The 26,529-nt window shown below is 38.4% G+C and carries 24 protein-coding genes; 20 read left to right on the plus strand and 4 right to left on the minus strand.

Going from position 1 to position 26,529, the window contains the following annotated elements:
* The first annotated feature begins 28 nt into the window (after positions 1–28).
* The 10 genes from H5159_RS11365 (at position 29) to H5159_RS11410 (ending at position 10,513) form a co-directional block, all read left to right on the plus strand.
* Positions 29–403, plus strand: a complete 375-nt coding sequence (locus H5159_RS11365; protein WP_007583965.1) for a SirB2 family protein — start codon at positions 29–31, stop codon at positions 401–403.
* Between the two features lie 149 nt (positions 404–552).
* On the plus strand, positions 553–1,380 hold the full coding sequence (locus H5159_RS11370; protein WP_002958558.1) for a tetratricopeptide repeat protein: 828 nt from the start codon (positions 553–555) through the stop codon (positions 1,378–1,380).
* 14 nt (positions 1,381–1,394) lie between these two features.
* The gene (locus H5159_RS11375) at positions 1,395–2,648 is read left to right on the plus strand and encodes a DUF819 domain-containing protein (RefSeq protein ID WP_024595290.1); all 1,254 of its coding nucleotides are present in this window, start codon (positions 1,395–1,397) and stop codon (positions 2,646–2,648) included.
* Positions 2,649–2,657: 9 nt separating this feature from the next.
* Complete coding sequence (gene kdsA / locus H5159_RS11380) at positions 2,658–3,512, plus strand: 3-deoxy-8-phosphooctulonate synthase (RefSeq protein ID WP_002958560.1); 855 nt, start codon at positions 2,658–2,660, stop codon at positions 3,510–3,512.
* Positions 3,513–3,633: 121 nt separating this feature from the next.
* Positions 3,634–4,536 (plus strand): transcriptional regulator GcvA, encoded by a 903-nt coding sequence (locus H5159_RS11385; protein ID WP_002958561.1) that lies wholly within the window; start codon positions 3,634–3,636, stop codon positions 4,534–4,536.
* Positions 4,537–4,538: 2 nt separating this feature from the next.
* The gene (locus H5159_RS11390) at positions 4,539–5,174 is read left to right on the plus strand and encodes an alpha/beta family hydrolase (RefSeq protein ID WP_024605424.1); all 636 of its coding nucleotides are present in this window, start codon (positions 4,539–4,541) and stop codon (positions 5,172–5,174) included.
* A 19-nt stretch (positions 5,175–5,193) separates the two neighbouring features.
* Positions 5,194–5,562 carry a DUF423 domain-containing protein gene (locus H5159_RS11395; protein WP_024595287.1) on the plus strand — a complete coding sequence of 123 codons (369 nt, stop codon included), beginning with the start codon at positions 5,194–5,196 and terminating at the stop codon, positions 5,560–5,562.
* Between the two features lie 17 nt (positions 5,563–5,579).
* Complete coding sequence (gene rlmM, locus H5159_RS11400) at positions 5,580–6,665, plus strand: 23S rRNA (cytidine(2498)-2'-O)-methyltransferase RlmM (RefSeq protein WP_024605425.1); 1,086 nt, start codon at positions 5,580–5,582, stop codon at positions 6,663–6,665.
* A gap of 16 nt (positions 6,666–6,681) precedes the next feature.
* Positions 6,682–9,990, plus strand: a complete 3,309-nt coding sequence (locus tag H5159_RS11405) for a PKD domain-containing protein (protein ID WP_182780303.1) — start codon at positions 6,682–6,684, stop codon at positions 9,988–9,990.
* Between the two features lies 1 nt (position 9,991).
* A complete protein-coding gene (locus tag H5159_RS11410) occupies positions 9,992–10,513 on the plus strand; it encodes a hypothetical protein (RefSeq protein ID WP_182780304.1) in 522 nt (173 codons plus the stop codon).
* 73 nt (positions 10,514–10,586) lie between these two features.
* On the opposite strand, the gene cysZ is transcribed toward H5159_RS11410, so the two are convergent.
* Positions 10,587–11,297, minus strand: a complete 711-nt coding sequence (cysZ, locus tag H5159_RS11415) for a sulfate transporter CysZ (RefSeq protein WP_029751956.1) — start codon at positions 11,295–11,297, stop codon at positions 10,587–10,589.
* A gap of 310 nt (positions 11,298–11,607) precedes the next feature.
* Here cysZ and H5159_RS11420 point away from each other — a divergent pair, with 310 nt between their 5' ends.
* The 6 genes from H5159_RS11420 (at position 11,608) to speB (ending at position 19,429) form a co-directional block, all read left to right on the plus strand.
* Positions 11,608–13,860, plus strand: coding sequence for an EAL domain-containing protein (locus H5159_RS11420; protein WP_182780305.1), 2,253 nt, complete (start codon positions 11,608–11,610; stop codon positions 13,858–13,860).
* Between the two features lie 207 nt (positions 13,861–14,067).
* On the plus strand, positions 14,068–14,529 hold the full coding sequence (locus H5159_RS11425) for a GNAT family N-acetyltransferase (RefSeq protein ID WP_002958569.1): 462 nt from the start codon (positions 14,068–14,070) through the stop codon (positions 14,527–14,529).
* Positions 14,530–14,761: 232 nt separating this feature from the next.
* The gene (locus H5159_RS11430; RefSeq protein WP_154903389.1) at positions 14,762–15,631 is read left to right on the plus strand and encodes an MYG1 family protein; all 870 of its coding nucleotides are present in this window, start codon (positions 14,762–14,764) and stop codon (positions 15,629–15,631) included.
* 77 nt (positions 15,632–15,708) lie between these two features.
* On the plus strand, positions 15,709–16,041 hold the full coding sequence (locus H5159_RS11435) for a YnfA family protein (RefSeq protein WP_002958571.1): 333 nt from the start codon (positions 15,709–15,711) through the stop codon (positions 16,039–16,041).
* A gap of 547 nt (positions 16,042–16,588) precedes the next feature.
* A complete protein-coding gene (gene speA / locus H5159_RS11440) occupies positions 16,589–18,502 on the plus strand; it encodes a biosynthetic arginine decarboxylase (RefSeq protein ID WP_002958572.1) in 1,914 nt (637 codons plus the stop codon).
* Positions 18,503–18,505: 3 nt separating this feature from the next.
* A complete protein-coding gene (speB, locus tag H5159_RS11445; RefSeq protein ID WP_024597470.1) occupies positions 18,506–19,429 on the plus strand; it encodes an agmatinase in 924 nt (307 codons plus the stop codon).
* A gap of 54 nt (positions 19,430–19,483) precedes the next feature.
* Here the strand turns inward: speB and H5159_RS11450 are convergent, their stop codons facing one another.
* Genes H5159_RS11450 through H5159_RS11460 form a run of 3 tightly spaced genes read right to left on the minus strand, consistent with a single transcriptional unit; the run spans position 19,484 to position 22,010 of the window.
* Positions 19,484–19,882: a DoxX-like family protein gene (locus tag H5159_RS11450; protein ID WP_182780306.1), complete on the minus strand. Its 399-nt coding sequence runs from the start codon at positions 19,880–19,882 to the stop codon at positions 19,484–19,486.
* Positions 19,869–20,891, minus strand: a complete 1,023-nt coding sequence (locus tag H5159_RS11455) for a M48 family metallopeptidase (protein ID WP_182780307.1) — start codon at positions 20,889–20,891, stop codon at positions 19,869–19,871. The genes H5159_RS11450 and H5159_RS11455 overlap by 14 nt, the downstream gene beginning before the upstream one ends.
* 9 nt (positions 20,892–20,900) lie before the next feature.
* Entirely contained in the window at positions 20,901–22,010 is a 1,110-nt protein-coding gene (locus H5159_RS11460; protein ID WP_182780308.1) for a YjgN family protein, read from the minus strand.
* Positions 22,011–22,402: 392 nt separating this feature from the next.
* Between H5159_RS11460 and H5159_RS11465 the strand changes: the two genes are divergently transcribed.
* The 4 genes from H5159_RS11465 (at position 22,403) to H5159_RS11480 (ending at position 26,490) form a co-directional block, all read left to right on the plus strand.
* Positions 22,403–22,606, plus strand: a complete 204-nt coding sequence (locus tag H5159_RS11465) for a DUF1656 domain-containing protein (protein WP_024605434.1) — start codon at positions 22,403–22,405, stop codon at positions 22,604–22,606.
* Between the two features lie 168 nt (positions 22,607–22,774).
* Complete coding sequence (locus H5159_RS11470; protein WP_182780309.1) at positions 22,775–23,635, plus strand: HlyD family secretion protein; 861 nt, start codon at positions 22,775–22,777, stop codon at positions 23,633–23,635.
* Positions 23,636–23,645: 10 nt separating this feature from the next.
* A complete protein-coding gene (locus H5159_RS11475) occupies positions 23,646–25,682 on the plus strand; it encodes an FUSC family protein (protein ID WP_182695306.1) in 2,037 nt (678 codons plus the stop codon).
* Between the two features lie 76 nt (positions 25,683–25,758).
* Positions 25,759–26,490: an RNA methyltransferase gene (locus H5159_RS11480; protein WP_182780310.1), complete on the plus strand. Its 732-nt coding sequence runs from the start codon at positions 25,759–25,761 to the stop codon at positions 26,488–26,490.
* The last annotated feature ends 39 nt before the right edge of the window (positions 26,491–26,529 follow it).

Consider the following 26,529-nt stretch of genomic DNA (forward strand, 5'->3'; position numbering starts at 1 on the left):
TTTTTATAAAACAGAAGTACAGGGGCATATGGATTATTTAGCAGTAAAGCACTCGCACATGGCAATTGCGATGTTAAGTGTAATATTATTTTATGTTCGCGCTTTTTCGCGAATGGGCAGTGGTAAATTAGCAAAAAATAAAGCAGTAATGATTGGTAGTCACAGTATAGATACTTTGTTATTAGTGTCTGCACTTACGCTTATATTTATGGCTAAAATTAATCCGTTTGAACAATATTGGCTATTAGAAAAAATAGTTTTAGTGGTTATATACATCGGTATTGGGGCTAAAAGCGCCAGACAAACTAAAATGACGGCTAAAGTTGCTTACGTTTTAGTTAATACCGCTGTTATTTTAGCGATAGGTTATTTAGCGACGTCTAAATCAGCTTTTTTGCTTTAAGTAATACCTGACTATTTGAGCTTTATAGTTGTTTTGTAAAGCTCAAATACAACTCCCTCTCAGAAAATATTCAAATACACCTCTATATTGGTATATAGCTTTAAAGTTAGGTAAACTACGCCTTCGTTTTCTAAAATGTTGCAGTATTAATGACTACCCTCGGGTTTGACGAACACGATGAATCTTATCTTGATGATGCTTACGATGAATTTACACCTCCAGCGATTTACCGCTGTATTAAAGCAGAGTCAAAGTGGGACCCTCAGATAGATTTAACACCATGTTATGAAACTTTAACTGACTTTGAACAGCAAATTTCAGCGCTGTGTTTAAAAGTGAGTGATGAGCACGATCGCCTCGAAAAATTATTAGATATGTTTTACAGTGATTGGCTATTTAGTGCATCAGGTTTAAAAGTGCCTGAATATAAATTAAATACATTAAGCTATACGCTTTCTATGCGCAGTGGTTCACCTACAACACTGGCAATTATACTTTGTCATTTTTTACAACAAGCTAACTGTGACGCGAACCTTAGTCTTACCCAAGGTGATGTTGGCGTACATGTGGCGATTAGTGACGAAGAAGGCTACATAATAGAGCCAAGCAGTGGACAACAAAGTTGGTATATTATCCCTGAAAACGCAGATGAAGATGATGGTCAAGAGCAAGAGCCACTAGAACTGATTTTTGATGACGAAGTATATAAGTTATTTTTAGCTCAGCAAAAATGGTCTTTCATTAGCGAAAATAAATTTGGTCATGCTTTAACCTGTGTAGAGATGCTAATGGAGTTAATAGGCGACGACCCGTATGAGAGACGCGACAGAGGTTACTTATTAAATCAGCTCGGTTGCCCTAAAATGGCACGTGATGATTTACAGTTTTTTGTAGATGAGTGTCCGGACGATCCTGCAATAGAGATTATTCAACACCAAATAGAAGAACTAGAAGATAATAATAAAACGCACCATTAAGAATAGGAATAATTATGGTTGAAACTCAAAGCGCATTAATTACAAATGATGCCGTTGTGCTTGGTTTGCTTGCTATTATTTTGGGGTTTATTTTTAAAACCTCAAACAGTGAGCGTCCAGCTTTAAAACGATTTTATAAATACGTACCTGCTTTATTGCTGTGTTACTTTTTACCTTCGTTATTAAATACCTTTGGTATTGTAGATGGTAATAAATCTAATGTTTATTATGTGGCTTCGCGCTACTTACTACCTGCCTGTTTAATACTACTTACCATTAGTATTGATTTAAAAGCGATTATTAACTTAGGCCCTAAAGCACTTATTATGTTTTTAGTGGGTACTTTAGGCATTGTTATTGGTGGGCCATTAGCTATTTTAGTGGTGAGCGCATTTGACCCAAGTATTGTTGGTGGGCATGGCCCAGATGCCGTATGGCGCGGTATGACAACTGTTGCAGGTAGCTGGATTGGCGGCGGTGCTAACCAAGCATCAATGAAAGAAATGTTTGAAGTTGGTGGTGATATATTTTCTGTAATGATTACAGTCGATGTAATTGTCGCTAATATTTGGATGGCTGTTTTATTGTTAATGGCAGCAAATCATAAAAAGATTGATGCAGCGACGGGTGCTGATACAAGCGCAATTGAAGACTTGAAAAAGCGTGTGGAAGAATATCACGCAGAACATGCACGCATCCCAACTCTTAATGATTACATGACGCTGATTGCAATTGCATTTGGTATAACTGGCTTAGCACACTTTTGCGCTGACTTTTTGGGGCCGTACTTTGGCACTACTTATGAATGGGCAAAAGAATACAGCTTAAACAGTAAATTCTTTTGGCTAATTGTTATATCAACAACGATTGGCATAGGCTTATCGTTTACTAAAGTGAGGCAAATAGAAGCGTTTGGCGCTTCAAAAGTAGCTTCTAGCTTTTTATATATTTTGGTTGCATCGATTGGCTTACACATGAATGTAACCGCTATTTTCAATAACCCCGGGCTATTTTTAGTGGGCGCAATTTGGATGTTAGTGCATGCAAGCATTATGTTAATTGTGGCTAAACTGATTAAAGCACCGTTATTTTATATGGCTGTGGGTTCTCAGGCTAATGTGGGGGGCGCAGCGTCAGCACCTGTTGTAGCATCAGCGTTTCATCCATCATTAGCGCCTGTTGGAGTCTTGTTAGCTGTACTAGGCTACGGTGTGGGTACTTATATGGCTTATATTTGTGGATTAATGATGCAAGCAGTTGCACCTTAAGGAATTTAAATGAAAGATCAAATTATTAAAATTAATGAAATTGAACTTGCAAACAATAAACCGTTTGTACTGTTTGGTGGTATTAACGTATTAGAATCTCGCGATTTAGCAATGCGTGTTGCAGAGCATTACGTAGAAGTTACGACGAAACTAAATATTCCTTATGTATTTAAGGCCTCATTTGATAAAGCTAATCGCTCTTCAATCAATTCGTACCGTGGTCCAGGTATGGAAGAAGGTTTAAAAATATTCGAAGAAATTAAAAACACGTTTAAAATTCCACTAATTACTGACGTACATGAACCGCATCAAGCTGCACCTGTTGCAGAAGTTGTTGATGTAATTCAGTTACCTGCTTTTTTAGCGCGTCAAACAGATTTAGTTGTGGCGATGGCTAAAACAGGTGCAATTATTAATGTGAAAAAACCACAGTTTTTAGCGCCACATGAAATGCGTCATATCATTACTAAATTTAATGAAGCTGGTAATAACAACGTAGCCCTTTGTGAGCGTGGTTCTAGCTTTGGTTACAACAACCTTGTGGTTGATATGCTGGGTATGGATGACATGAAGGCAATGGCACCTGTTATTTTTGATGCAACACATGCGTTACAACGCCCTGGTGGACGAGCTGACTCTGCTGATGGTCGTCGTGCACAAGCAGCAGAGCTTGCGCGCAGCGGTATGGCGTTGGGTATTGCTGGTTTATTTATCGAAGCGCATCCAAATCCTAACGAAGCTAAATGTGATGGCCCATGTGCGCTAGCGCTTAGTAAGTTAGAAGGCTACTTAACGCAAATGAAAGCGGTTGATGATTTAATTAAAAGCTTTGCCCCACTTGATACAAGTGCAAGCGATTTATAATTAAGCATGATGTTTATTAAAAAGCGACTCAGGTCGCTTTTTTTATGCCTTTAATATACACAAACTTATATGATGTATATAATCTCACGCATAAGAAAAACTAATTCTAAGCTTGGTTATTATGTCAAGACGGGTACCTCCATTAAACGCATTAAAAGCCTTTGAAGCGGCTGCACGCCATTTAAGTTTTACAAAAGCTGCAGAAGAGCTTTATGTAACGCAGGCGGCAGTAAGTCATCAAATAAAAACACTTGAAGAGCATTTAGGGCTGAAGTTGTTTTTACGTAAAAACCGCTCTTTATTGTTAACTGAAGAAGGCCAAGGCTATTTTTTAGATATTAAAGAGATTTTTACTCAGCTTATTGATGCAACTGAAAAGCTATTAGCTCGTGGCGCTAAGGGCTCACTAACGGTAAGCCTAACCCCTAGTTTTGCTATTCAGTGGTTAGTGCCTCGTTTGAGTTTGTTTAATGAGTTACATCCAGAGATAGACGTGCGAATAAAAGCACAAGACCAAGATGAAAACTCACTCACGGATGACGTAGATATTGCTATTTATTATGGAAGGGGTCATTGGAATGGCGTACAAGCGTACAAGCTTCATACCGAATATTTAGTACCACTTTGTAGTCCTATGTTATTAAGCGGGTTAAAGCCGCTTGATCAACCTAGTGATTTAGCGCATCACACACTATTACACGACACTACACGTAAAAACTGGAAAACGTGGATGAAAACCGCAGGCGTGCGTAACATCCAGGTAAATCAAGGGCCTATATTTAGCCACTCCTCTATGGTGTTACAAGCAGCTGTACATGGACAAGGTGTGGCAATTGGCAATAGTGTATTAGCTAAACCCGACATAGACGCAGGACGTTTGGTAATTCCGTTTAATCATAGCCTAGAGAGTAAAAATGCGTATTACTTAGTGCTTCGTGAGTCGCAAACAGAGCTTGGTAAAATAGTTTCGTTTAAAGAGTGGATGCTGAGCTTAGTAGAGCATGAGCAAGAACATGAGTATTAATAATGATTGAATGGTTTAAAAGCACGGAGCAACCTGCAATAGCACAGTTTATATTTGCACATGGCGCAGGTGCTGGTAGCGATTCTGACTTTATGCAGCACATGGCAAAATTAATAAGCGAGCAGGGGGTTGATGTTGGTTTATTTGATTTTGAATATATGCAAATCGCTAAACAAACTAATAAACGCAGGCCTCCTGAGCGAGCACCAAAGTTACTTATTTATTATGAACGAGTGCTAACGAATGCGCAGCCAGATTTACCGTTGTTTATAGGCGGTAAATCGATGGGCGGTCGCATGGCATCAATGCTTGCATGTAGTACAGAGCAAAGCCTTTCAGGTGTTATAGCATTTGGTTATCCATTTCATCCGCCGGGTAAGCCAGAAAAATTACGCACCGATCATTTTGCTGATATTGTTTGCCCTTTTCTAGTATTACAGGGCGAGCGAGATACATTTGGTACACGTGAAGAACTTCTTACTATGAAAATGCCAAAGCAGCCTTTGTTTACTTGGCTGAGTGATGGCGATCACTCATTAAAACCACGTAAAAAAAGTGGCGTAACTGAACTACAAAATAGAGAAACAGCAGCGTTAAGTGCTGTTGAATTTATTAAGCAACAAATTGAGATACGTTAAGACTCGAGCAGGGGGTTAGATGATTAAATTATTTTTAATGACCGGTAGTATTTTTTGTATGCTTTCGGTGATGTTAGGTGCATTTGCTGCCCATGGTTTAAAAAGCCGCTTATCGGAGTATTCATTAGGCGTTTTTAAAACGGCTGCTGAGTATCAAATGGTACATGGACTTGCACTTATTGCGGTGGCTATTTTAATTAAATGGGGCATAAACCTGAGTTGGGCTGGTGGCTTTTTTATAATGGGCACACTACTTTTTAGTGGTAGTTTATATTTACTCGCTCTAACAGGAATGAAGTGGCTTGGGCCTATAACACCGCTTGGTGGGTTGTGCTTTATTATTGGTTGGATTGTTATTTTAGTGCAAGTTGCACGATTTAAGTTTTAAAGAGTTTAAGGGTTAATATGTCTAGTGTTGTGATTTTTTGTCGTAGTGGTTTTGAAAACGATGCCGCTGCTGAAATAACGTTTCATGCTGCAGAGCAAGGTTTTGCAGGGTATGTAAAAGCAAAACCAAATACAGGTTATGTTGTTTACGAATGTTTTGAAGCGCATCACAGCGATGAAATAATCAAAAAAGTTGATTTTAAAAACATGGTGTTTGCACGTCAATGGTTTGCCGGCACATTACTTGAAAACATGCCAGTAGAGGACCGTGTGAGCGCAGTAGTTGAAGCTGCTAAAGATTTTACATTGTGCTCAGAACTGCGCGTTGAAACGCCAGACACAAACGAAGGCAAAGAGCTTTTAACGTTCTGTAAAAAAATCTCAACACCGCTTAAAAAAGCCCTCGAAAAACAAAATACTGTACTACGTGAGCCAAAAGCAAATCGCCCAGTAATGCATGTCATGTTTTTAACAAACAATACGGCTTATGTTGGTTACTCGTATAGCTTTAATAATTCTCCATTTTTCATGGGTATTTTGCGCCTTCGTATGCCAAGCGATGCACCGAGTCGCTCAACGTTAAAACTCGATGAAGCATTTAACGTATTTATACCTGAGCAACAACGCGAGTCACGCGTAGCTGCCGGTATGCGCAGTGTTGATTTAGGTGCATGCCCTGGTGGTTGGACTTATCAGCTTGTACGCCGTGGTATGTTTGTAAGTGCGATTGATAACGGCCCAATGAATGACGATTTAATGCAAACTGGGCAAGTTAAACATTTTAGAGCCGACGGTTTTAAATATCGCCCAGAAAAAAGAAATATTACTTGGTTAGTGTGCGATATGGTGGAAAAACCGACCAAAGTGACTACGCTAATGATTGACTGGGCAGTAAATGCATACGCAAAAGAGTTTATATTTAACTTAAAGTTGCCTATGAAAAAACGCTTTGATAGTGTTTATGAATGTCTTTCGATGATCAGAAAAGAGCTTGAGAAACAAGGTATCAATTACGAGTTGCAAGCTAAACATCTATATCATGATCGTGAGGAAATAACCGTTCATTTAAACGTTACTAAGGTGCCACAAAATTTGTATAGTTAATATGTAGAGGCTAAAAGTGGTAAAAAACAATATTAATAAATGGCTAAATTTACTTTTTTTATCACTTTTAATCACAGGCTGTGGCGGGGGAGGCGAAAGTAGTGATACAACTACGGCCCCTGGTAACGCTGCGCCCAGTGTTACGCTTTCGGTTAGCAGTAACGTTATTACTTCTAATCAATCATTTACTATTACAGCGCTTGCAAGTGATAGCGACGGACAAATTGCCAGCTATCAATGGCAACAACTTAGCGGGCCTGAGTTTACGTTTACCTCTAACGGTAACACGCTTACAGCCACTGCACCTAGTGTAACAACCGATACGACCTTTAGCTTTTCGGTTACAGTTACTGACAACTCAGGTGCTACTGCACAACAAGTTTTTTCAGGCACTATCACCTCTCAAAATAATGCTCCTACAGTTAATATAACAGGCCCAAGTAGTGCACTTGCCAGCACACAAGTTAGTTTAGTTGCTAACGCTCAAGATACAGATGGCACTATAAGTAATATTAATTGGATTCAGTCTGCTGGGGACAATGTTGAGTTTTCACAAACTGATGGAGTCCTTAGTTTTACCGCCCCTAATGTATCTGAAAATACAACACTAGGTTTTAGCGTAACCGTAACTGACAATGCAGGTAAAAGCGCTCAAGCGAGTAAAACGGTTTTAATTAATCAAGTAAATAGCGCGCCAACAGTCATTGTTACAGGCCCTGAAGAAGCTGAAAAAGGTGACAGTGTAACCTTAGTTGCAGATGCACAAGACAGCGATGGTAGTATTAATAGCATAACTTGGCAGCAAATAAGTGGTCATGTAGTTGAACTTACTCAAACACAAACAAGCATTAGCTTTAATGCGCCCACTGTTTCACAAAATACCAATGTTACATTTGTGGTTACTGTAACCGATGACGATAACGCTACAAATAGCGCTCAAAAAACAGTTGTAGTATTAGCACCAAACAATCCACCAACTGCAGATGATGTAAGTATTAGCGTGCAATATAATCAAGCCACTGAATTTAGTTTAGTTGTTAGCGATGCCGATAACGATACCGTTCAGATTGATTTTGGTGATTATTTAAATGGTGCACAAATTAGTGTTATTGATGCACAAGCCTTACTTTTTAGCTACACGCCTCCTGCAAACAGTATTACTTCACAAAGCTATACGTTAACTGCGTCTGATTCAAAAGACACAACCGAATTTACCCTGAATATTACTGTGGTTGATTCAACGCCCGCTACAATTAGTAATGTAACACCCCAAAGTAATAATGACCCAGTTCTTGTAGATAGCCCTGTTAGTATTACATTTTCAGATATTATGCTAACGAGCACTTTAGCAGTTAATTCTAGTAGTGGTGTTTGTACAGGAAGCGTACAAGTGTCGGCAGATAATTTTACTACTTGCTTGGCCTTAAATATTGAAAGTTTGTCGGGTACTACTAGTGACACAAGTACTTATTTTCATACTGTAAATGTAAGCGCAAGCTTTAATGAAGATACCCAATATATTGTCCGTGTTACAGCTGATTTAACTAATTTTGATGATACGGCCATTGAAACGCAAACCGCTACTTCTTTTACTACCTCTAGCCAAGATATAAAAATAACTGAAGTTTCTTCTGTGCAATTTAGTAACGACTTACCTTGGATTGAAATTTATAACGGCACAGGGGCTGCTGTAAACTTACAGAGTTACTCGCTTAAAACCCGCAGTATTAATATGATTAATAGCTCGACTAGTGCAGAGACAACTTTTTCACTGCCCAATAAAGAGCTTGAAAATGGTGAGTACCTTATTTTACAAAGCAAGTTTGGAGATGATTTTTTAGTCAGTGCATCAGTTAACAACCCTAAAATAGCGCTTGTGGGTAATGCTAGTGATGAAATTAGACCTTATTGGTACATAAACGGTTTTGTAGAATTACTTAATAGTGCAGGTACACAAACAATCGACTTTGTAAAATTTGGTAACTCAATACAAGAACCAGTAACGCCATCACAATGGCAAGGTGGTAACGCAGAGCAAATCATCTCCGAGCAAGGAGGCAGCTTAAAGCGCGAGCTTAATGCGACAGACACTAATCAAAGTACTGATTGGAGTTATTCTGTGTTTAACACACCCGCTGGGCCAAACAATATAAATTGCACAATAGATGATGATGAGGATGGTATTCCTGATTGCGCTGAGCAACAGGGTACAACATTCGCGGGTTTACCACTTTATGAGTGGGGGGCGCGTACCTCACAAAAAGATATATTTATTGAAGTTGATTATATGGACAGCACTGATGTAGGTATTACTCCACATCGAATCGCACTTGAAAAAGTAGCCACTGTTTTTGCAGAAAAAGGCTATACAGTCCACTTTGACGTAGGTGATTTGTTTGATCAAAATACAAATACAGCACCGCAAAACTTTGATTTAGGTGGCGGAAATCTTGTCCCTTTTAATAGCTATACCCCGTTTGAATACGATTTAAGTAGCCCTAATTTATTTGCTTATAAAATGGAATTTAGCGATATAACTCGCAGGCCCATTTTCCATTATTTATTAATGGCAAGTAGTGGTAACGAAGACGGTAGTATTAGTGGGTCGGGTATTGCTGAGATAAGCGGTAATGATTTAATGGTAACTATGGGAGGCTGGGGTTTAACGCTTGATACGCAAGTAGCAACCAATGTAACTTATAATTATCAAGCATCAACAATATTTCATGAGTTAGGTCATAACTTAGGTTTATACCATGGCGGTGATGAAGAAGTTAATTTTAAGCCTAACCACCTCAGCTCCATGAATTATTTATATCAATTAGCGGGTTTATCAACAATAGGTAATAACGAAGGCGATCGTTACTATGAGCGTTTTTACCCAGGCAATGCTAGTTGCGATATTGCACCAAATACTAATAGTCATTTAGGCTCTACGGATGATTTTATTATTGATTATTCAAATGGTAGTTCAGCAGATTTAAATGAAAGCACCATACTTGAAATACAGGGGTTAAATAGAAATAGCTCACTACCAGTTGATTTTAATTGTAATGCAATTAACACCGAAAGCTTAACCAGCTTTGATACTAACCAAGATAATACAATATCAATACTGAGTGATGTAGATGAGTGGAGCATGCTTAATTTACAGTTTTATATGCAAAGTGCAGGTAATCGATTTGGCGTGCCAAATACAAATAACAGTAAGGTGCATAATTTACAAAGCTCGCCTACTAATATTGAAACGCTGCCCAGTTATATAAAAGAAGCACAGCCAAGTAGTGCAATTATTGCTGAGTTAAAAGCAATTAAAGAGCAATAGTATGAAGCCAATGCTAAGCACTAAGTTTATTATCTTGAGTAGTTTTTTTAGCTTACTAATAGCGTGTAGCGATACTAACAATGCACGTGAGTGGTTACTAAAAAATGATAATTTGTATTATAAAAATACAGCTGTTGACTGGCGAATTGAATCAGTAAAGGACTGTAATACATGCGTTATAAGCCAAGATGTTGTTTATCAGCCTGAAGGTATTAGTCGTTATAATACGTTAATGCAGAGTCAGAATTGGGTCGCGGTACATGAACTAAGTAAAATCAATGCCATTCGTTTAAAGATGCCAGACCAAACACCTTATTTATACGTAGAGCGTGTAAAAGGTCAAATACTAAAGCTGTTTGATCAGCAGCAAAACTACAGTATAAAAATTGGTGAAGTTACAGCCGTTAATATTAATAATCAGCGCTTTAGTATTTTGATTAAAAAATTTGAAGAAGTAGATAAACAAAGCGATGCATTACCAAGGCGTGCATCGCTTGAGTTTATTGCTTTAAAAATAGATTAAAAAAAGCACCTTAGGTGCTTTTTAATCTAGAATGCGGTGTCCTTCGAATATTGAAAAGTCAGCAACCTTTTAATTAACTGCGATATTTTGGACGATAGTTATCTACCCATAAACGTGTTGCACCGCACACTGCGACTGGCATAACTATTAAGTTTATAAAAGGGATAGCAGTTAACAACATAACAGCAAAACCAAATCCGTATGACAAACCTTGCTTAGATTTTAAATCGTCTTTCATTTGCTTAAAGTCAATTTTATGATTATCAAACGCATAGTCTTCGTATTGAACTGCGTACATCCAACAAGTAAATAACACCCATAATATTTGGCCAATGACCGGTAAAACCCATAACAATATAAAAAAGCCAATTGCGCGAGGAAGGTAGTAGCATAGTTTTGTCCACTCACGGGCAAGCATGCGAGGTATATCTTTAACTAGTTCGGCAAAGCCGTCATCGTTAATTTTTTGACCTGTTAGGTAAAGCTCAATTTTTTCACTCAAGAGCGCATTGAAAGGGGCTGCAATAAAATTAGTGATAACTGTAAAGAGCATACTATAGCTAAACAAAACAACTAATACAGCAATAGGCCACATTAGCCACTCTAACCAGCTTAACCACTCGGGGAGCATGTTGTTTATGTAGCTAAAACTATCACTTAACCAGCCAACTAAAAAAAACAGCGAGCTACCAAACAGCAAAATATTAATTAATAGCGGAATAAGGACAAAACGCTTTAGCCCTTTTTGGCTAATTAATTTAAACCCCGAAAAAAAGTATTCCATACCTTGTGTGATCTGCACTGTAACCTCAAAAAATATTTACCATTACTTATAGTATAAATAGCTTAAAAATTTTGAACAGTACTTTTAAGTAACAAAGTGTTAGCTTTAATATTGTGGTTTTGTTTATATAGTAACAATAGGTGTTCAGTAATATGCAACTATGATTATTTTAGACAGGCCCGATTATTTTTTGCCAATAAAATAAAAAACTTACTAATCATGACTATACTGAACTTTACTGCGTAAGAAAAAAGCGCTTGATTAAAGCTTTTGTTGTTTCAATGTGTATAAATAATACGGGTAAAGGAAAATGGGTACGGATAGGTTAAAAAAGTTATTATCTCACCAGCAAGGCATTTTATCTAAAATTGCATTAGGGGTACCTTTAAGTGAGGTGCTTACTGAAATTTGTTCATCAATCGAGCAGATTATTGATGATGAATCCGCTAGGTGTTCAATCTTATCAGTTAAAGGCCAGCAGCTTTTTCATTGCGCAGCTCCTAATATTCATCCAGAGTACTGTAGTTTGCTTAATGGAGTCTATATAGGGCCAAAAGTGGGCTCATGTGGTACTACTGCATTTTCGAAATCGCGCACTATTGTTGAAAATATCGAAACTTCACCGCTGTGGGAGGACTTTAAAGACTTAGCACTAAAGTTTGGTCTTAAGTCATGTTGGTCAACGCCTATTTTTTCAACTCAAGCCGATTTATTAGGCACCTTTGCTATCTATCACAGCACTCCTAAATCACCATCAAAGCAAGATTTAGAGTTAATCGATTTTTTTGTGCACTTTTCTAGTATCGCTCTTGAAAAAAGTAACGAATTTAACAAAGCAAAACAGCTTCTCGCGAATTTACAGCAAAGTAATGAAAAGTTTAAAGCCTTCACTAAGGTAATGCCCGATCTCATTCTTATTTTAAGTGAAGAGGGAATTTATACCGATGTGTATGGTACTTCTAATGAGTTACTGCTTGATTCAAGCAAGGACCTTATTGGTCAAAGTGTTAAGGATCTGCTCTCCCAAGACGATGCACAAATGATAATGGACGTTATTGAAAAAACACTCTCGACTAACGAGACGCAAATTTTTGAATATGAATTAGCTGTACCAAAGGGCAATATAGTTTTTGAAGGCAGGGCTGCTGCATTAGATCATTACCACCCCAATAGTCCTACCAAAAGGCACGTAGTATGGATGGCCAGAGATATTTCAATAAAGAAAAAGGCCGAACAAGAAGTACATAAGCTTGCCTTTTACGACCCATTAACGAATCTTCCAAATAGAAGAATGCTTAGCGACAAATTAAGCATGTGTGTGGAGAGTGTTAAGCGTGATAAAAATATAGGGGCGTTATTATTTTTAGACCTAGATAATTTTAAGCGTATTAATGATTCACTTGGGCACAGTGCGGGTGATGAAGTACTTGTGGAATTATCAAAAAGGTTAAGCGCAATAATAAAAGGCTCTGATACGTTGGCCAGAGCGGGTGGCGATGAGTTTATTATTTTACTAAAACACGTTGGAGAAAATACACAGCAGGCGAGCATCGAGTGCAAAATAGTAGCCAAAGAGATTCAAAGAGCTTTTCATGATAAATTTGAAGTGGGCAACCTTGCATTTCAAGTAAGCTGCAGCATAGGTATTTGTCTAATTGATAGCGTAAATGCGCAGGCAGGCAATATATTAAAATTTGCAGACACGGCTATGTATCGTTCTAAAAATAAAGGGGGGAATAGCAGTAGCTTTTACGATCCAGCCTTACAAACACTGCTTGAAAAACAAACTGAACTAGAAACCGATATAGTCAGAGCGATTGCATCTGATGAGTTTTGTGCTTATTTTCAGCCTCAGGTAAATACGTATGGTGATGTTATTGGTGCTGAAGCACTCATTAGGTGGAACCATCCTCAAAAAGGGTTAATAGCGGCAAACGAATTTATACCAATTGCAGAGCAATACGGGCTTATTCAAAAACTACAAAATATTGTTTTACATGATATATGTATTTTAATAAACGAACTTAAAGCAGATAACATAATAGACGACTCGTTTAGTGTTTCAATTAATATTAGTCAAAGCCAGTTTAATTCATCAAATTTAAAAGGAGAGCTGTTTAGCACTATCAATAAATTTGATATTCGAGCACAGCAAATTAAGTTAGAAATAACCGAGTCAATGCTCTCAAGCGATATAGATTATACAATTAGGCAAATGAAAGAACTCATTGCCGCTGGCTTTTTATTTTCGATTGATGATTTTGGAACCGGTTACTCCTGCTTAGCGTACTTAAGTGCGTTTCCTGTTAAAGAATTAAAAATAGATAAAAGCTTTATTGATAAAATTTTAGATAGCACGGTTGGCTTTAATATTGCGCAAACAATTATCAGTTTAGGAAAAAGCTTAAACTTAGAGGTAGTTGCAGAGGGCGTAGAAACAACAGAACAATATGACTTACTTAAAAAAATGAATATTGACGCCATGCAAGGCTACTTAATTGCAAGGCCGATGGATAAAGAAGGCTATGCAAAATGGCATAGCGCTAATACTAATGCGCAATAATACTTGAACACTACTATTTATTAATTAGTAATAATTTAGCAAAATTTACACACTTGCTAGGCCACTTTTGCTCTTTTAGCTGGTGAAATGTCATAACCCATATGCTAAATAAGGAGTAAAGATTTTTTAATTAAACAATGCTAAGCTATGACCGCTTAAATATATTATTTAAAGCTTAATAAACTTATAACAATGAATGGAAGCTTTATGCAGTTAGTCGATTTGAACCCGAATGATCCCGACGTGGTAAATGTATTTGATGATATAGACCGACTTATAAATTCTTTATATCCTGTGGCTACCGCACAGTCTCTGGAGTTAAACGAATTAACCTTACCTAATGTGTACGCTATTGGTTTAAAAACTGAAGAAGGTATTATTGCCTGCGGTGCGATTGTAGAGAAATTTGATACCCAGCCTTACGGCGAAATAAGACGTTTATATGTAAAACCAAGTCATCGTGGTAAAGGGCTATCAAGACGTATTATGCAGATTTTATTGCATCAAGCTGGCGAAAAACAAATCCCGTTAATACGCTTAGAAACAGGCCCAAAACAAATAAAATCAATCAATTTATATGAAAATTTAGGCTTTAAACGCTGTAGCAGTTTTGGCTCATATGTAGATAATCCACAAAGTGTTTTTATGGAATTAGGGCTTAGTAAATAAGTTCATTAACGCTGCGACATATTAAAGCTTAATGTGTCGTAAATATCTTCCTTCATTATTATCTTGTAATAAAAGTCATACCCAAACTAGTAACTATAAAAGCAGCTTTTATAGTGATGCAAAAATACTTCACTGTTTTTAACACCTGTCTTCGTATAAAATCTGCCTCGATAATTAGTGACTAACTTACAAAGCGAGAATTTTTATCTTTTCTAAAAGTAGCAATAAACAAATGAGCGAAATAACAGTAGTAACCCACAATGGTAATTTTCATGCAGATGACGTTTTTAGTATTGCGGTACTTAAACATGTTTTGCCAACGTTTAAATTGGTACGCACACGCGATAAAGCGCTTATAGAAAGTGCCGACTACGTAATAGATGTAGGTGGGGAATACGATCCTGAAACTAATCGCTTTGATCATCATCAACGTGGTGGTGCAGGCGAGCGAGAAAATGGCATTCCTTTTTCATCATTTGGTTTAGTGTGGAAAAAATACGGCTTAGCACTGTGTGATGATAACCAGGCCGTTGCTGATAGAGTGGATTCAGGCTTAGTTTCAACTATTGACGCCATTGATTGTGGTCATGTTGAAGGTGTATCAAAAGGGATAAGCTTGAGCCAAACAATTTCAATGTTTAACCCTACATGGGAAGAAGAAAGTAACTTTGATACCTGTTTTGATGAAGCCGTTGAATTTGCAGCTCGCATGCTTATTCGTTTTATCGCCTCAGCTCACGGTAGTGTTAATGCAAAAGAGATTGTCGCCAGAGCAATTGAAAATGCAGACGATGCCAGAGTAATCGTGCTTGAAAAGTACACACCGTGGAAAAAAACAGTGCATATTTTATCAAGTGAGGCGCTATACATGGTTTACCCATCACATTCTGGGCAATGGATATTACAAACAGTACCCGTTGAGCCTGGCTCGTTTGAAGATAGAAAACCGCTTCCTAAAGCATGGTCTGGTTTATCTGATCAAGCGTTCGTAGATGAAACAGGTATTGATGACGCAGTGTTTTGCCATAATGGTTTATTTATAGCCGGCACTAAGTCGTTTGAAAGCACAATGAAACTTGCCACCATGGCGCTTAGCGAATAAAAACGCAGATTCATAACGAATACTAAGCATAACAATTTGTATAGATTGTTATGCTTGTTATTTTTGCGCGGAGCATTATGTTTGAATTAAAAACAATCGCACTTTTTATTATTACAGCCTTAGCTGAAATAGTGGGGTGCTATTTGCCCTACCTTTGGCTAAAACAAGATAAAAGCATTTTACTTTTAATTCCTGCAGCGTTAAGTTTGGCACTATTTGCATGGTTGCTCTCTTTACATCCTACTGCTGCCGGGCGTGTGTATGCAGCTTATGGCGGCGTATATATTTGCGTTGCGCTATTATGGTTATGGGTTGTTGATGGCGTAAAGCTTACTATGTGGGATATTATCGGTGGTCTAGTTGCACTGCTAGGTATGGCAATAATTATGTTCGCCCCAAAAAGTGCATAGCTAGCTTATACTCAATTAATCGAATTTGCCTATACACTACTGCAATTTCCCACTTTCAATACCACAGGCAATACCTAACGCTACGTATGCGCCAAGTAATGATTGAAGCTGGTGGATGTATGCTAAGCGTTTTTGACGTGCAGTTTTTATTCACTTTGCAGAATACATAGGTATTACTTGGCCACAACACGTTGGCTAAACTGTAAGTAATTGAGGTGTTGAGAACGCCTTGCTCTAATCCATCAAAAGTAAATTTTATAAACAAAGTAACTCAAGATGAATTTTATTGAATGAGCTAATTCATTTTTGCTAATAAAATTTATAATGAGTCATTTAAAAACAGCCATTTTTTACAACTTTTCTTATCTTTAAAAATCATCAAAGTCCTATTTTATATATGCTAGCGGGCAATAGTTGTTTGGTTATTTTTTTAACATCAAAAATCACTCGTTACGAGCAAAAATACTTGTTGGACTTGAATCTCTATTTTTCTTTTAATGCGCGGCACTAGCCGAGCCGGCATTAATTAAATAAAAGAGAAAGATAAATGAAAGAGACAACATCACTAGAACAAGCTCGTACGAGCTACAATGTTCGTCATTGGAGCCAAGGTTTTTTTGGTATTAATGATCAAGGTGATGTGTATGTTGCGCCCAAGGCTCATGCCCCAGAGCAAACCATTGCACTAACAGATATCGCAAAGCAACTACAAGATAAAGGTTTAAGCTTACCTGCTTTAGTTCGTTTTCCGCAAATTTTACACCATCGTGTACACAGCTTATGCGGCGCATTTAATACTGCGATTGAAAACTATGGTTACCCTAAAGACTACCTATTAGTTTACCCAATAAAAGTAAACCAACAACGTGAAGTGGTTGAAGAAATAGTAGCAAGCCAAGCACAAGTAGAAAAAAAGCAACTTGGTTTAGAAGCCGGCAGCAAGCCTGAATTACTAACGGTACTAGCACTGGCTGAAAAAACCAGCGCTGTTATTGTATGTAATGGCTACAAAGATAAAGAATACGTACGTTTAGCACTTATTGGCGAAAAGCTAGGTCATAAAGTGTATATCGTACTTGAAAAGCTTTCTGAGCTAGACATGGTCCTTAGCCAAGCAAAAGAGCTTAACGTAAAACCACGCATTGGTATTCGTGTACGTTTAGCGTCGCAAGGTAAAGGTAAGTGGCAAGCGAGTGGCGGCGAAAAATCAAAATTTGGTTTATCTGCATCGCAAGTTTTACATGTAGTTAATCGTTTAAAAGGCGCAAACCAGCTTGATTTATTGCAGCTTGTGCATTTTCACTTAGGGTCACAAATGGCGAACATTCGTGACGTACGTTTAGGTGTAAGCGAAGCTGCGCGTTTTTACTGTGAGCTACGAAAATTAGGCGCAGAAATTGATTGTCTTGATGTAGGCGGTGGTTTAGCTGTTGATTACGACGGCACGCGTAGCCAGTCGCATAACTCTATGAATTACAGTTTAGCTGAATATGCGAATAACATTGTGTACACCATTGGTGATACATGTAAGCAATATGAGCAACCAATGCCGACTATTATTTCTGAGTCGGGTCGTGCGCTTACGGCGCATCATGCTGTGCTTATTTCTAATGTTATTGGTACTGAAAGTTACACGCCAGAAGAGTTAGTAGCACCAGCGGCAGATGCACCCCTGTTATTAAAAAACATGTGGGCATCGTTTGTACAGTTAACTGATTTAACGGATGACCGTGCATTAATTGAGATTTATCACGACAGCCAAGGTGATTTAGCTGAAGCGCATAACCAATTTGCACTCGGGTTACTTGATTTATCGCAACGTGCATGGGCTGAACAAATTAATATCCGTATTTGTTATGAACTCAACAAGCACATGGATAATAAAAACCGTTTTCATCGTCCTATTATTGACGAGTTAAACGTACGTTTAGCCGATAAGTTTTTTGTAAACTTCTCATTATTTCAATCGCTTCCAGATGCATGGGGCATTGATCAAGTGTTTCCGGTATTGCCATTAAGTGGCTTAACTGAAGCGCCAAAAAAACGTGCCGTATTACTTGATATAACCTGTGATTCAGACGGCGCACTTGAGCATTACGTAGATGGACAAGGTATTGAAAGCACACTACCAGTGCCAGAGTTTAGTGCTGATAAACCTTATTTAATGGGCTTTTTCTTGGTGGGTGCTTATCAAGAAATTTTAGGTGACATGCATAACTTGTTTGGCGATACGCACAGCGCAATTGTTAATATGGATGAGCAAGGCGTTGCAAGTATTACCGAGATAAACCAGGGTGACACTGTTGCCGATATGATGCGCTATGTACATTTAGATGTTGAAAGTTTTCAGCAATCATACGAGCAGTTAGTAAGCACTAAAATTGAAAAACACGAACAGCAAAGCGTTTTAGACGAGTTGCAAAGCGGCCTTGATGGCTACACTTATTTAGAAGAGTTATAAGCAATGTCAACTTTGTTTGGTCACGCAGATCACTCATTGTACTCAAATGGGATGACGTTTTTACGCCGTCCTATGGTGCAAAACATTAATGCAATTGATGCAGACGTAGTGGTTTTAGGCTTACCATTTGATTTAGCGACCTCGGGCCGCCCTGGTGCGCGCTTAGGCCCTGATGCAATTCGTCGTGCATCGGTTCATTTAGCATGGGAAGACACTAAATACCCGTGGACTTTCCCGCTGTTTGAGCGCTTAAAAGTGGCAGACGCAGGGGACTTTACTTACCCTGTCGGCGATCCTGAGTATTTTACTGCGCAACTAGAAATGGCTGCTGATCAAATACTTCGCCAAGGTAAAACACTATTAGGTTTAGGGGGCGATCACTTTGTAACGCTTCCGCTATTGCGTGCTCATGCAAAAATACACGGCAAAATGGCGTTAGTGCATTTTGATGCGCACACCGATACCTATAGCAATGGCTCGCGATTTGATCACGGCACTATGTTTTATCATGCACCAATGGAAGGGCTGATTGATGTTGAGCACAGTATACAAATAGGTATCCGTACCGACTTTGATCAAAGTAAACATGAGTTTGCTGTGATTGATGCAATGCAAGCCAACGATTTACATGCTAATGATATTGCAGCGCAAATACTTGAGCGAGTAGGTGACCTACCTGTTTACTTAACGTTTGATATAGATTGTTTAGACCCTGCGTTTGCGCCTGGTACAGGCACTCCTGTGTGTGGTGGTTTAACGTCAGATAAAGTACTTAAAGTACTGCGTGCGCTAAAAGGCATAAACATGGTGGGTATGGATGTGGTAGAAGTATCACCTTCGTACGACCAAAGTGAGCTTACCGCAATTGCTGCAGCGACCATTGCGAGCGAATTACTGCATTTGTGGACGCATAAAAATAAGTACTAATTTTATAAATTTTGTACTACAAAAAAGGGTATGCATTTGCATACCCTTTTTTATTTAGAGATATCGATTATTCAACTGCTTAATTTCTTTTAACCAAATAACGCTTAGCCCAATAAGCGGCAGGTTAGTAGTTACAGGGTTAAATGCTTCAATAAGCAATTGTGGCTGCATTACAACTACAGCAAGTAAAAGCCCCATAAGCGCCAATATATTTAAAGCTACCAAATGCTTATGTTTATAAAACACAAATAAACACAAGCCAAATATAATTTCGCCAACACCCGCCGAACGTGTAATTAAATCAGACACTTCGGCTGAAAAACCAGCACTGCCAGTCATTAATTTTTCAAGTGGTGCTACGTGATAAAGCTTTGGGAAAAAGCCGTGATATATCCAACTTAAACTCAATATGTAGCGAGCAAGTTGAATATAACCGCGATTATTTCCTAGCATTGTCAATACGCTCTTGTGCACTTGGGTGGCTAGACAAGTACTCTAAAAAGTCATTTACTTTTTCTAGGTGTTCGTTTTCGCTGGTATGGCTTTCTTGCAGCGCTTCTATTGCATCAGCAAAGTCATTACTCGAATACCCAAGCGATTCTAATTGGGTGAGTGCAAAGCTATCGGCCTCACGCTCCATATCTCGTGAAAACCCTTGCTGAGCAAACGATGCACCCGTACCTAACGCAACCTCTGCAACTCCCTCTAAATCACCAAATACAACCGCTAACACAATAGTACTTGCGGCAGATTGTGCTGTAATACGTACGCTATGCTGGTGGACTACATGGCCCATTTCGTGTAGCAATACCGCTTTTAGTGCATTGGGTTTATCGGCAAGTAAATTTGCTAAATCATCGGTTACCACGATACGGCCATGGGGTAGTGCAAACGCATTAGCACCAAAGCTGTCTGATTTATAAAACGATAACCTATAAACCGATTGATCAAGCGATAACGCATTAAGCATACTTGTAAAATGTGCTTGTACTTTAGTTTGCTGCTCTGCGGGCAGCTCACTTGGGTCAAGCGCAATCTTTTTAATTAGTGTAAAACTTTGCTCCCCCATCTGTTCCACAACATTACGTGGCAGGGTATCAACACTATAAACAGCAATGGCCGGTACCGCTTTATAAAGTACTAACCACATAAAAAGTGGTGTAAATATGACTGCGGCTAAAATTGCCCATTTACTTTTTTCAAGGCGCTTCATTATGTGATGGTTATTTTCTTTAAATGGCCATCTGTAACTTACATCTTGAGGTATAAAACGACTGCCATCTTCAAAGTTTAGTTCGTCGGCAAGTCCTGCCATCCCCGAGCTTAATTTAAGAGTTGAGATTGCGTGGCGAGCTAAAACGTGTTCATCGTTAATAACGTCAATGTGTGTGTCGCTAAGAGTGGCAACACACACTTGATAGTTACTCGATGCGATGGGGAAAAAATGTCCCTTTACATGCATAGTGAGCTCTTAAGTTAGAGAAAGGTCAATATCAAATACGTTTGCAGCTTCTTCAGCAAATGATGATTGCTGTTCTTGCACGGTATCGATCAGGTTTAATGCACCAGGATAGATAGTGACGTTAGTTACATCAGCGAGCATTTTTGATGTACGTACTTTTGTCCATGGGTATGCAAGCCCTAAAGAAAATACAATAGCCAACATATTAGTTAATAGTAAAACAGCGAAAGGAATTGGTTTCAGCTCTGATTTAAATGTAGCAACGCCTTCAAAATGGCTGTTATCAAAAATGTGATTTCTAATAGCGGCGTGCCATACAGCAGAAACAATGGCAATCATTAGCACATAGGCAATCATCATAAAGATAGGAAGCATAACCATAGCTGCAGAGTTTTCTAAATTTTGTTGGTTTTCAATATCTACTAAGTTGAGGCCAAATAATCCTAAAATCCCCATAAATACCACCATGGTGATAGAGCTCACTACAAAGCAAATAAGCGCTGTGAGGTAATAGGTCTCGCCTTTTAGATTTACAGTAAGCTGTTTGTCACCGTAACTAATATTGCTATGTATATAGCTATCAATACGTTTTATAACGTAAGGCATTAATAAGTAAAGCGTAAATATGCTTGCAATAGGTAAAAGTATAAAGTTAACAAAGGCTTCGCTATAACTGCCTTTAAAAGCAAAGCGAACATTACGATGGCGGGTCATACGCAGATTAAAACGTAAACCTTGGTTAATAATCCATGGCATTAAAAAGATAAAACCAAGAGCAATAAACAGCCCTAAAATAGGCATAAAGCTAATTGAGAATGTGTAAATAAAAAATACAACAACCGCTAAAATCCGGCCTTTTAAAATTTGTATTGGTGTTGCTAAGTAGTCAAAGCTATGACCATCTATACGTGTGTGGCCGTAAAAATAGCGATGCGTACGTACTTTAGCCCACGCTGAGTATATGCCAAGCGTAATAACGCTAAGTAATATATTTACAATCCAAATTCCAAAAAACTCACCACCTTTACCACTAAATTGCACTTTTCCGCTAAAAATTGGTTCGGCAGGTTCATTTATTGGTGGGGTTGTTTCAGATGGGGTAGGGTGTATTGATTCCATTAAATTATATCCATGTTGTTTTTTTGTTAATTTACCCATTTTTAGTGCAAAACTCAATGTTTATAATTATCCAACCCTTCTGCAAACAGCTATAAATAGGCGTTTTAAGTATTGAGTTAAATACTCTAATACTTTTTTATAAATAAACCTCGCTGGTTTATGTATTTGGCTGGTAACTGGGGTCTTTAGCTTTTTAATATGCGATTTAGCTACTATACATACTTAGTGCTGCTTAAATGTAATGGCATTAATTATGTATTAAGCACACCTACGTACAATTAAGCTAATTGATTTATATGCCAAAATAATAGATTGTAAGAGTAGTGCAGATGTAAATTTATTTAGGTTTTACAGCTTTTATCACCGCTTTAAATAACATTAGGATATTTATTATGTTCCAAGCAGTCGTGTTAGGGGGATTAGAGTTTAGCCCGCTGATTGTTTACTTCCCAATTGCATTTATTTTAACGGCGTTGACTCGTTTTGCTTTGCATCGACTAGATTGGCATGACCGTATTTGGAAAGTGGCTTGGTTTGAGGTGTCACTATTTGTTTGTTACTTGGCACTCGCCGTCTATTTATACCAATCTGTTTAATTAATTGAGCTATTTTGAGGCAAGAAAACCGTGTCGATAACAAGGCAAAAATTTCGTTATTTAGTTGTTCTATATCAGAAATTTTTAACACAGTTAGCGTCAGGTTTAAGCCCTCAAATTACTCAATTATTATTGCGGGTTGGTATTACTAAGTGGAAGATAAATTGAATGATTAAATATCTGCGTATTACTTTTACTATCTTGGTTGTTATAGCCGCCGTTTTTGCTGGGCGTTGGGTATGGACTGACTACATGCATACTCCTTGGACGCGTGACGGGCGTATTCGAGCCGATATTGTCACGGTTGCTCCAGACGTGTCGGGTTGGGTAACTGCTTTAAATATTAAAGATGGTCAAAACGTACAAAAAGGCGAAGTACTTTTTAATGTTGATAAAAAGCGTTATCAAGCAGCGCTTGATAAAAGTAAAGCAAACACAGAAAACGCATTGTATACATGGGAGCTTGCCAAGCACAAATACGAAAGACGTGTTGAGCTAAACACTCAACAGGCAATTAGTGAAGAAACTCTAGAATCAACTCGTATTAATACTAAAATTTCTGAAGCAAATTATAACTTAGCCAAGACAGAGCAAACAATTGCGCAGTTAAATGTTGATAGAACTAAAATTGTTGCGCCTGCATCAGGACAAATAATTAATTTAAATTTACGCCAAGGCAACTATGTAGCTCAAGGCACGCCTGTTTTTGCTATTGTTCAGTCAGATTCGTTTTATGTAACGGGTTACTTTGAAGAGAGTAAAATACCGCTTATTTATCCTGATCAAAAAGCTAAAATAGCGCTTCTAAGCGGTGGTAAGCAATTAACAGGGCATGTAGTGAGTGTAGGTAAAGCCATTGCAAATACGAATACACAAAGTAACGGACAACTTTTACCGCAAGTACAACAAACATTTAATTGGGTACGTTTATCACAGCGTATACCTGTTGATATTAAGTTAGATTCATTGCCCGAAAATACACAGCTTAGCGCAGGAATGACCGCCACTATACATCTCGCTACACGTTAAGGGGAATACAGTGGGCGTAGTATTACAAAATTTGTTTTTTCCTAAAAAACAGGCAATTATTTTTGCGACTAAGGGCGTTATAGCCATGGTGATGGCGCTCACTATTGCTATGTCGCTTAATCTTGAAAGGCCTTATTGGGCGTTAGTCTCGGCTATATTTTTGCAATTACGCCCGCAAAGCGGATTGGTTATTGAAAAAGCAATTTGCCAAATAATAGGCACCATAGTGGGCGGTTTATTTGGCATATTGCTTTTAACTCAGTTAATTCTCTACCCTTATTTAGCGCTCGGTGCACTGGCATTATGGTTGGGGGTGAACTCTGCGTTATCGGCAATGGTACGCCAAGCAAACTTTGTGTATGCGTTTGCTATGGCCGGTGTAACAGCCGCCATTATTGTACTTTTAGTCATGGTTACTCCGGCAATGGTGAGCAGCCAAAGTATATTTGATATTGCACAAGCGCGAGTAAGCGAAATAATAATAGGCTCTGTATGTGCTGGGCTTGTGAGTCATCTATTTTGGCCTGTAAAGGTTAAACATTTACTGCAAACACAAGCGCGGTCGGTTATAAATCAAACGTTACATTATTTAGTTATTGAGCTTGATTCTAAGGGCTCGCACGAAAACCGTCATCAGCAAATAGATGGCATTATGGCAACATTGGGATCAATAAACGAAGATTCCAGCGCAGTAAGGTACGAAGGACCAAAAGGTCCAGGGCGCTCGCGTGCTGCAAATCAGTTGTCGCAAAAAGTACTTTCTTTATTGGCCTTAATTCAAATAATTGGCCGTCTACAGCGAAACCACGAAGACCTTATTACACCTACTTTAGATAAATTAATAAGTAAACTTAAGCACGTATTTGCGCAAATTAAAGAGTCTGACGATTTTGATTACTGCGCCGAACAAGTTAAAACGCTGCGTAAAGAGCTAACCGACTATAGAGCAAATACGGTGTGTGATTCGCCATTTGAATCTCACATGCTCAATGTGAGCTTAGAAGTAGCAGCCGACTTAACAATTTTACTACGCGCATACAGAGCGTTAGAAGAGCGTGATAAAACATTATTAAATGCACCCAGTATGCTTACATATCGCGACCCATTAGCTGGCATAATTGTTGGATTTAGAACTGCTTTGGTGTTTTCTATCGGCGCATTTATTTGGATTAATACAGGCTCTTCTGCTGCATTATTAATTATGATTTTACCGGTCATATTTTCGATAATGTTGGCGAGAATACCGTTAGCTATTTTACAGGTGGTAATAAAGCGTTTATTGGTAGGCGTGGTGGTTGCTGCTATTGTAACTATTTTTTACGCACTCAATTTATTATCACAAAGTGGTGGGCAATTAGAAATATTGCTACTTGTATTAGCAGGGCCTTATTTTCTGGGTTTACTGCTGCTAGCTGATCAACAAACATTGCCATATGGCTTGGGGTTTTGTATCCCATTTACGATTTTGGTAAGACCCAGTACCGATATGAGCCTTGCGTTTTCAATCGATTACACACTTAGCTCTGCCATGGCAATTTTTGCGGGGGTGAGTATTTTATTTTGGATTTTTCAGTTATTCACAGGCCCGAGTGTGCAATTGCTTGTTCATCGTGTTTTTAAGGCCACTTATAAAGATTTACTCGAAATAAATAACCATCCAACCCCAAGTATTTGGTATAACCGCCGCATGGCCGATAGGTTAATTCGCCTAACTAATTACGATCAAGGTTCACACTCACGCGTAATTACTGATCTTGCTCTAACCGCTCTAAATTTAGGGCATGCGTCGGTTCGATTAAACTCAATTTGTGAAAATTTGGCTGGTAATACAAAGCTAAAGTATTTAAATGAGTGGCAGCGTACATTAGCCGATGCATTTATGTTGGCAACCAAGGGCAAATTTAATAATAAGTTTAAGCAAGCGTCAGATAATCTTTATGGGGAATTGGCTCAGACGGTTGACGATTCAAATCAATTAGAAGCAATAAAAGGTATGTTTATTCGCATTAATCTGACCTTTGAAAGAAGTGCGAGTAAGATAAATTAGCCCCATTCGCTGCTTTTCGAGTTCAGATGTTATAGCGAAATCTGTTATACTTGCTGGATAATTTTATGGGGCTGTTATGATTTCAAAAAACCAACTCAAACTTATTCGCCAACTTGGCCAAAAAAAGTACCGAAAGCAATATAATCAATACCTTGTACAGGGTGAGAAAAACGTACTTGAGTTATTAAACAGCCCATTAAGTGTGGTTAATATTTTTGCTACAAACGAATTTATAAATGCGTACCAAGGTAAGTATCAGCACGCTAATTTTATTGAAGCTGATGAAGAAGTCCTCACCAAAGCCAGCACGCTAGTTAGCAATAATGCAGCCATTGCTATTGTTGATATGCCAAAGGCAGCTTTACCACAAGCAAGTGGCTTAATACTCGCACTTGATGGCGTATCAGACCCTGGTAATTTAGGCACAATAATAAGAGTGGCAGACTGGTACGGTATTAAACAAATAGTAACTAGCACCGACAGCGCAGACGCTTACAACCCAAAAACAATTAGCGCCACGATGGGCTCATTTGTAAGGGTATCGGTAAGCCAAATAGATTTACCTGATTACCTACAGTCTTTAAATTTACCTGTTTACGGTGCTTTTTTAGATGGGCAAAGCGTGCATAAAACCCAATTTACGGGCTCAGGCGTTTTACTAATGGGCAGTGAGTCGCATGGAATACGCGAGACATGTGCAAAATTAGTAACTAATAAAATCACCATCCCCGCTTTTGGTGGTGCAGAATCGCTTAATGTTGCAATGGCGACCGGTATTATTTTAGATAATTTTAAACGACAAGCTTAACAATTTAACTGTTAATGAGTTAAATTGTTTGTAATCAAT

This window comes from Pseudoalteromonas sp. SG43-1, from assembly GCF_014164415.1.
Lineage (GTDB): Bacteria > Pseudomonadota > Gammaproteobacteria > Enterobacterales > Alteromonadaceae > Pseudoalteromonas > Pseudoalteromonas distincta.